Genomic DNA, 8,854 nt, shown 5'->3' with positions numbered 1-8,854 from the left:
AAAAAATGGTCAACCAGAAATATCTGGTGACCTTATAATACGAAAGGGCAGGTTAGTCAAAGAAGGTTGGATATTGGAATAAGACTTACGAATATATATTTTTAAAAAGAATTATAGGGGTGATTACAATACAAAAATGCGATACTTGCAACAATCCTTTTAAGTGGATAATAATTTTTAGGGCTAATTGGTTTTATAGCACAATAAACTGCGACAGATGCGGTACAGAATATAAGATAACATTTCCTTCAAGGTTTATTTGCGTCTCTTTTACAATAATACCAATGTGGATATATGGTTTGTTTGCATCTCCTTTAAATAAAGTTTTTACTACAATTGTTATATTGTTCGCCACGGCGATTATTGGTTCTTTGTTCTCGCCATTTTTAGTAAAATATAAGAAAGGTGCGAAGGGTTCACTGTAAGCTAAAGGGTACTTTTGTTCAAAATTATCTGCTAATCGAGCAGTTTTTCTTTATAAACTAACGGAGCAGCATTCCTGTAATTAAAGAAATAACAAAAAACAAGTTTGTGAAGGAATGTACTTAAACAAACGGGTACTTTTATTTAAGAAGGGAACTAAAAATTTCTAGTTAGAAAAAGGAATGTCTTCAAAATTGAGACATTCCTTTGGTTTTTCTAGAGTGCAACTTACTTTCATTATGACATTATGCCAGGGCTGTGTTCCTTATAGAGTTAGTTGTCATGAAAAAAGAGGATATTAATTGACCGGAACGCATAATAACGATCCCAAAAGGGAAACGTAAAAAAGAGCGAATTATGCTATATCAGCGGATGTAAAATAATGGAATAAATGTTCGTATAATACCTATTTTACGAATTATTATATTAGACTATCGAATGAACGTTTGGTAATATTAAAATATGGTAAAATTACCAAATTAATGGATGGAGATTTAAATGGACAAATACCAATTAGCTCAGTATAACCATCAGAATATTCAAGAACTAATTAGATTTATTGACCAGAAAGCTGGAGCAATACTTGTTATTTATGGATTCATAATAACCGCATACATAGAATTTGCTAAAGATTTGAAATTTATAAATCCATTTGAGTTAAATGGATTTAAAGTTTTTATTTCTTTGCTAACCTTTTTGTCCTCTGCTAGTTTAATATCTCTTTTAATATATCAAATTTATATTATTCTCTTTGAGATTATCAGAGCAAAAAAGGCAGAAAACTATACGCAGGAAGAATCATCAGTGCTTTATTTTGATCATATATCAAAAATAAGCAAGGAATCGTTTATAACATTGTACAAAGACCTACCTATTAATAAATCTGATGAAGAATTATTGGCTCAAGTTTACGAGTGTTCATGCATTATGAGTTCTAAATCGGAGAAATTGAATTCAGCCATTATTTATTTATTTATCTCCATATTATGTCTTCTGTTTTTTATTTTTTTAACAACACTTTTATAGGAGCGTGCTATTAGTGGGTTTGAAAGATGATATTATCAAAAAAGTAGAGGAAATTATAGATACTAAATTTGAAATTGAAGAAGTTGATTATATTCCAGATATAGAAAACAGCAAATTAACTTTCGGGAATAAGGGTTTAAAATTTACAGCCACCGTACTTCATATAGATATGCGGGGTTCGACAAAAATACTTAATGATCATAACAGAAGTACAGTTGCAAAGATTCATATGGCTTATTTTCACACAATAGTAAAAATTGCAAGTAGTCTTGGTGGTGCGGTAAGGAGTTTTAATGGGGATAGTATGTTAGTTTTCTTCCCAGGTAAAACAAATATTACTAACGCTGTCCAAGCTGCTATGGAAATGAAGTATATGATAAGTGATAGCAGCGGGATTAATTCAACTTTAGCAAAATACTCCGCTATTGATTTTGGTATAGGTATAGACTATGGAGAAGTCCTATGCACGAAAATTGGTGTTTCTGGAAATCCGAATAATAAAGGTTTGTTCTGGGCAGGAAATGCTGTAAATAAATCAGTAAAAATAAGTGATTTAGCAAAAAATCCTAACCATGTTTATCTATCAAAAATTGTTTATGACAATATTTCAGATCATTTAAAATTTGTTGAAGAAGAATTCTTTCCTGGTTATACACGTACTAAGGAAATATGGACTCAATCCACATTTACTTATAATGGAACATACGACTATCAAAATTGCTACTATACTACTTATCATGTAGAAGTTTAAATAGACTGCTAGTCATTATTCGTAAAAATTGTATTATACAAACATTGCTCATTTTTTAAGTAGGATTATTAAACCTGACAATTGAGTCAGGTTTTCTTTTTGAGTAAAAAAGACACCAATGGTTGGATTACTTATTTTCATGATTGTGATAAGGAGATGGGAGAGGAGTAGCTAAAAATAAATTATTTCCACTCCAACATATGTTCACATAATACTAATTCGATGAACATATGTTATAATAGAGTATGGGTGAATATATTGAGTGATAAAATCCAATTAAACATGCTAGAAAATGGCTTTGACTTTATCTTAAAATCCTTTGATGATTTAGAAAATGATGAATTAAAATATACAGCAATACATTTGTATTCAGGCGTTCTGCTTATTCTCAAAGAGCGGCTTTATCATATTGACGAAAAACTTATATTTGAGAAACCTAATAAATTTAATAAACAGAGTTTAAAAAATGGAAATTTTCAATCAGTAAATTATACTACGCTCCTAGAGCGGTTAACAGAGCATAATGCCTCTATTTCAGAAGAATTCAAGTCTGAATTAGAATGGTTAAGATCTGAAAGAAATAAAATGGAACATTTTCAAGTCAATGTCCGTGTGGACGCTTTAAAATCACATATTGTTAATATTCTGGTTCATCTAATTCCTTATATTAAATTGGAACTGGTACATAATGATCTCTTAGATGAATACGATGAAAAGCTGCAGCTTATTATTAGTTACCTTCATCAATACGAAGAGTATGTGCAGGTAAAATTGATTACCATTGAAAAAGATGAAGGAATTAAAAAGAAAATTATAGATGGCTTGGAATGCTCTCTCTGCAGTCAGAAAACAGTTTTTATTGATGGCGGTGAAGCTTATTGCTACTTCTGTGAGACAAAATTCAATGATTTTACAGAAACATATATCAATGAAAATTTTAACCTATATGAAATCATAAAGGATGGTGGAACAGACCCTTGTAACGAATGCCCAGATTGCAGCTCTCAATCAATGATATATTTAGATCATAGCCTCTCTTATATTTGTTTATCCTGCGGTGTATTATACAGCCATAAACAATTAGAACCTTGTGCAAGATGTGAAGTCAATCTGGCTTACTCTAATGACCCTCATGAAGCGGCATTTTGTGACTATTGCTTAGACTTTTTCAAAACTAATTAACCATAAAATAATTATGTAAACATGTTCACAGGAAAGCATTTCTGTGAACATTTGTCGATTTTTATCGAATTGATTGGAGGTTTCTTATGTCTGCAAATAAAGATAAGCAGCAACAAGATTTAGACAGGAAAATTGAAGTTCTTCCCTTTTTTGCTATTAAATATTTTGAAACCTATAGAGGAACACTTCAGGAAAACACTGTAAACTCCTATATAAGTGATATTAAAGAGTTTCTTTTCTGGCTTAGCCGTGAGGGTTTTTCCCCTTCTGAAGATATTAGAGATATGGATGTTACGGTTTTAAATGATTTACACCTGGAAGATGTTTCTGACTATAAGAATTACCTTCTATCTCAAAAAAACAAAGATGATCAACCTCTCGCTGTGACAACTGTAAATCGCAAATTATCTGCTTTAAAGTCTTTATTTAATTACTTAATTAAGTCTTCAGATAGGAAAACAAGGAAACCATACATCGAAAGAAATGTTATGGCACAGCTGCCTTTATTAAAGGATGGAAATACTGAAGATACCCGTGTGGAAAGTATTCAGAATAACATTCTAATTGAAGAGGAAATTAGCTTATTTAGGAAGTTTGTTTATGACGGCTTTAGTGAATCAGATGAAGCGAAGGATAATAAAAGAGTATTAAGCAGATGGCGTCAAAATCGGGAACGTGATACTGCTATCATCTCATTACTATTGGGTACTGGATTAAGAATTGCTGAATTAGAGGGTATCACCCTTAAAGACTTGGATATTAAAGCCAGGAAGATTAAAGTCATTCGAAAAGGTGGAGAAAAAAGATCTGTCTCTTACTCCAAAGTTGCCCATAAAGATCTTATGAACTATTTGGAAATTAGATCTCAACGATACGGGGCCACAAAGGATGAAACTGCCCTTTTCCTCGTTTTGTATAGAGACCAGGCTAAATCGATGACAAAGAGGGCTATGCAAAAGATGATCGAGAAATACGCTGAGGCATTTGGAAAACCTCAGGTAACAGCTCACAAACTGCGCCATAGCTTTGCAACGAATCACATTAAAAAGGTTAATAGTATCCCGATCCTTCAAAAAATACTTAATCATAAAGATCCAGCTACAACTATGATATATAGTAAGGTATTTGAGAGTGAGATTCAGGAAAGTATCGACAAAGCGGACAGTTAAGCAATCTATTAGTAAGGAAGAATTATTCTTCCTCTATTCCCCTTTTCTTCCAAAATTAAAGAAAGTAAATTTATGAGTCACTTTTACATCAGGACGGACCCTAAAACTACAATATCAGCTAGAGAGTTAAAGAAATTACCAAATCAGTTAAGGGTGATTATCAGTTCAAACTTTATTAGACAACTATTAACTAAACACAGTGCTTGCAATAATTCATTATAAAAGCTGAAAAACCCTTGCTCGAAAATATTTAGATTAATTCGTCATTTATTTGTGTTTAATGCTTTAAGGCAATATCTAGAGCAGATTTATTACTTTGAATAATTTTCATCTATCTTTCATCTAATCACAAAGTTTCTATAGCCAGGAGGATAAATCTTAAATAATGACAAATCCTATGGCTTTAGAACCCTGAAAATATTATTTCCCCTCTCCTCTAGATAAAACTTATTTCAGACACCTCCGATTATATGACTTTTACACTATACAACCCTCTAAACAAAGGTATAATATACCTAAAAAGTAAAGTATTTCGGAGGTTTATATGTTACAAAGAATGTCTTTTACTATCTCTGGTATTTATTATCTTTCTGTACTTGCAAAGATAAAATTGATATATATAGACGAAGAAGTTAGGATCTTAGCAAGCGGACTTAATTTGGGGACACTTACTGAATCGGACAAAAATCAGTTTCTCCCGCTTTTTAATAATGTAAGAATGATTGAAGGAGTATGCCACCATATAGAGCATATTAAAACCTATAATATTAACACTAAAACAATTCATGTAATCTTTTCGGAAGCTAATCACGAGCATTTAAAGTATATAGCTGCCGGCATGGTACAACATCGTCAGCAACAAGAAGCGGAGTTAAAGAGCCAAGCTGAAGAAAAACGCATACTGGAAGAATCCCGTCTCAGGAGAAAACAAGAAGAAAAAGAGCAGAGGATTAAGGAAATAAAAGAAAGAAATAAAAACCATTTACAAATGATGCTCAACAACAAAAGAAATCCCATTGGTAGCTCTAATAACCTATTGGAAATCTTTCTTCCTAAACAAGTACCTCAATCACACAGATTAACCCATTGTTTCGATTGTAAAAGAGAATTAGATTCCCACCATGACATAAAGTGTACCTCATGTCGTTGGCTGCTTTGTCCCTGCGGTGCTTGTGGCTGCACATATAATTTAATGTATTAAAGACTTTTTACCATATGGAAATAGGCATGTGCCAAAACATACTAAGGAGTCAACCAATGTACACAGATGAAAAATTAAAAATTAATACAGAAGTTGCTCTTAAACAAGCTATTAATTTTACCGTTTGGGAAACCATTAAGTTACTACCATTTTTATGTGGAATAGTATTTTTCATTTATACTTCATATTCTCCAATAATGTTCACATTAAATGAAAAGAAATTTTTATGGACAGGTTTATTTATTTTTATTATTTATAGAACCATAAGCAACTTTAACTTTTTAAAAAAATCCCTAGATCATTATACTTTCGTATCAGAACTAAAAAAAAGCCCTTATCCTAGAAGTGAATTAATTACCGTTATAAACTCATACAAGACCATAGCTGACAAGCTAAAACTTTATATTGATATCTTAAAATCTTTCTCACCTGTTCCTATAATAGTATTTATTCTGGGGCTATTATTAAATAATAAGAACTTTTCCTCATTAACAGCAATACAAAGTTTTATAAAAAAATTGAGTCCCAGCAATTCCCTAGATTCCATATATACAATTTTCACCATCCTAGTTGTAGTTCTATATTTTTGGAGTCTTTTTGCTACATATTTTAAGTACAAAGCAGTTCAAGATAGATTATTAGTTGTCCAAAATGCATATGACGAAATAAAAGAGAAAAACGAAGAAACTAAATTATATCAAGAACTTGAAAGTAGAAAATAGCCAATTTACCTAAATTGATATGAAAAGATTAAGTTATAGTACTAATAAGCAGCCATATTATCAAAATAGCATAACCATATAAAATCGCTTCCTTTACTCTCTATAATGAAAAAACCCCTCCCTTATATTGCAACCGAGGGGTTTCTCTATGTACAATAGTTTAAGGAGGTGAGAAAAAATGGAAAAAAGACCAAGTCAAACACCAATTTCAAGGCCTAGCAGTGTTCCGCCTGATAAGATAAATCATTCTGCTGATAAGCCTTCTAATACCAGTAGCCCATCAAGACCCGTCACTCCTAAGAAGTGATTTCATCAAACTGAAGATGAGTGATCATCGGTGATTACACTAGTAGAGCAATCATCGGTGATTCCATTTGGGAATCTCTCATTAAATAGACTTTGAGCTTCAATAGCTTTTTCCTTTTTATAAATATTAATTATTATTCCGCTTTCTGTGTCAACATATGTAAATTCTATTTCAACGTCATAGTATTCCATTACTTTCCCCCAATGTTCCACTGCTTTTAAACCCATAGCTTTTTTTTCTTCATGCGCCCGCGGTACTTTAATCAATTGGCCAATGATAGATTCTCCATCTTTTTTATATTCTATTACTTGCGCATCATTGCCTAAAAACATGGAATCCCATACAGTTGAATGTAATCCTAAAGGAGCAACATTGTTATTTATTCTTATCTCATTCACCTGATCAATCATTTTTTTGTATCCATATTTAGATATTAGTTTCCCAAGAAAAAAACTAATTATTATTGTGCTTAAAAGGTAGAACAATATAAACCAAATACTACTGGAAAGAACGGTTAAATCTTCCAAACTATCTATGTATCTCCAATTCCTTTTTAATACCGAAACATTAAAACTTGGATGAATTTTCTTCCAATGTGATGCCAACGCTAACAAATTATATATTACTAAGACTACACACAGTATAGGAATCCAGAGTAATATACTTATCGCGGTAACTTCAGTATTATTGCGCTTAGCACTTGAATTAACACCAAATAAATTAATCCAAAAATATGTTAGTAACCCCGGGATGGTAAATAGTATTAGTGAAATTACTTGCTTCATTAAATTAACTCCCTTTAATATATACTTTTCCAATAGTTAAGTTAATCGACCGTTATCCCAATTGTATGTAGTATTTATATATTCACAATCTCTTATATGTGCCCTCGTTCTTCCTAATTTACCGGTTTCCTTTTTAATAACATGGCCATAGACTCCCTCACCCGTGGCAGCAACCTCGGTAACATAAAACAAGACCTCTTTTCTGCTAAATGTTTCCCTTTGTCCCCAGCTGTTCTGGAAGAGCATCTCCTTACATTCATTACTACTGAACCCACAGTGGTGCTATTTTTTATTCTACATACACTACACATTGTTATCCGCTCCCTAATGAATTGGCTGCTTAGTTGTCTAAATCGCGATCAGATCCTCCTGAATCTTGTCCCACATGTTATCATTATCTAAGTCTCTGTCGGAACCTCCGGATTGATAATCCCAAATTTTATTGTTATCTGGGAGAGACTGATGTATTTCCGTCCCTTTTTCTATGAAATATTTATTTGATTTCTTTTTCTCCTAAAGGTTTCGTCTCGCTTCCACGCTTCCGAAAATAACCTCAAGTTAAAGCTCTTTGATTAGTTTTTGCTTGATCATGGTGTATTCCTCATTGGTTATAGCTCCGCTAAGTTTTAATTCATGCAGCTTTTGAATTTGTGTTAAAGGACCTTCGTTCGTATTCGGTCCAGAAAGAGGAGTTGTTGGATGCTTAAAATCATTCATTGCCTGCTGAAGAACACTTGTAACTTTATCACATTTTAAATGCGTAAACTCATGAGTCTTTTCCGTCTTAAGGTGGATTCTGACCAATGATTTAGTAAAGGATTTTTTGTATTCTACACTCCCAATGGTGTCATAGGGGAATGATGAAACTTCTCCACCGGTTAAAGAGGGCTGAACAAACATACATCGTCGGTCAGTTACAAGGAAGTAGCAAACCTTAGCGAAGGATTCAAAATACTGAGTGCAGAGCAGCAGCTGTTCATCATCATACATACTCACTAATTTGAATTGGTGGTTAGAAGTGTCAAAGTCACGAACGTGCGTATTTATATCTGGAATATGTGCCTGATAAACCTCTCTGCATAGTTTTATTATTTCTTCATTTGTTTTCCCCATATCCTCATTTTCTCCCTTCATTGACTTACATATATCATAGTCTTCCGAGGAATCAACCTCTTCATCTCCATAATCTATCTTGTAATCAAATTCTTCTTCAATTGGTTTCAAAATCATCTCCAAGTAGTTCCTCTGTAATTAATCTATCCTCTTCCTGACTCATACTCTTCAAAAT

9 protein-coding genes are annotated in these 8,854 nt (G+C 32.5%); 7 read left to right on the top strand and 2 right to left on the bottom strand.

Features of this window, described 5'->3' with window-relative positions; genetic code table 11:
• The first annotated feature begins 119 nt into the window (after positions 1-119).
• The 7 genes from PBF_RS27240 to PBF_RS23170 all read left to right on the top strand — a co-directional run bounded on the left by PBF_RS27240 (position 120) and on the right by PBF_RS23170 (position 6,474).
• The gene (locus PBF_RS27240) at positions 120-425 is read left to right on the top strand and encodes a TIGR04104 family putative zinc finger protein (protein WP_160169285.1); all 306 of its coding nucleotides are present in this window, start codon (positions 120-122) and stop codon (positions 423-425) included.
• A 496-nt stretch (positions 426-921) separates the two neighbouring features.
• Complete coding sequence (locus PBF_RS23195; protein ID WP_035333191.1) at positions 922-1,449, top strand: hypothetical protein; 528 nt, start codon at positions 922-924, stop codon at positions 1,447-1,449.
• A gap of 13 nt (positions 1,450-1,462) precedes the next feature.
• Positions 1,463-2,200: an adenylate/guanylate cyclase domain-containing protein gene (locus tag PBF_RS23190; RefSeq protein WP_035333189.1), complete on the top strand. Its 738-nt coding sequence runs from the start codon at positions 1,463-1,465 to the stop codon at positions 2,198-2,200.
• A gap of 258 nt (positions 2,201-2,458) precedes the next feature.
• Positions 2,459-3,382, top strand: a complete 924-nt coding sequence (locus tag PBF_RS23185) for a hypothetical protein (RefSeq protein WP_035333187.1) — start codon at positions 2,459-2,461, stop codon at positions 3,380-3,382.
• An 86-nt stretch (positions 3,383-3,468) separates the two neighbouring features.
• Positions 3,469-4,551 carry a tyrosine recombinase XerS gene (gene xerS / locus PBF_RS23180; protein ID WP_035333185.1) on the top strand — a complete coding sequence of 361 codons (1,083 nt, stop codon included), beginning with the start codon at positions 3,469-3,471 and terminating at the stop codon, positions 4,549-4,551.
• A gap of 544 nt (positions 4,552-5,095) precedes the next feature.
• The gene (locus PBF_RS23175; RefSeq protein ID WP_035333183.1) at positions 5,096-5,752 is read left to right on the top strand and encodes a hypothetical protein; all 657 of its coding nucleotides are present in this window, start codon (positions 5,096-5,098) and stop codon (positions 5,750-5,752) included.
• Positions 5,753-5,808: 56 nt separating this feature from the next.
• Complete coding sequence (locus tag PBF_RS23170) at positions 5,809-6,474, top strand: hypothetical protein (protein WP_035333181.1); 666 nt, start codon at positions 5,809-5,811, stop codon at positions 6,472-6,474.
• A gap of 312 nt (positions 6,475-6,786) precedes the next feature.
• Here PBF_RS23170 and PBF_RS23165 read toward each other — a convergent pair whose 3' ends face one another.
• Together PBF_RS23165 and PBF_RS23160 are read right to left on the bottom strand one after the other, a co-directional pair.
• Positions 6,787-7,566 (bottom strand): hypothetical protein, encoded by a 780-nt coding sequence (locus tag PBF_RS23165; protein WP_035333178.1) that lies wholly within the window; start codon positions 7,564-7,566, stop codon positions 6,787-6,789.
• Between the two features lie 558 nt (positions 7,567-8,124).
• On the bottom strand, positions 8,125-8,790 hold the full coding sequence (locus PBF_RS23160) for a PH domain-containing protein (RefSeq protein WP_035333174.1): 666 nt from the start codon (positions 8,788-8,790) through the stop codon (positions 8,125-8,127).
• Positions 8,791-8,854 lie beyond the last annotated feature (64 nt).

The organism is Cytobacillus firmus DS1, from assembly GCF_000565285.1.
GTDB classification, from domain to species: domain Bacteria; phylum Bacillota; class Bacilli; order Bacillales; family Cytobacillaceae; genus Cytobacillus; species Cytobacillus firmus_A.
This window is presented reverse-complemented; position numbering and strand designations above follow the sequence as displayed.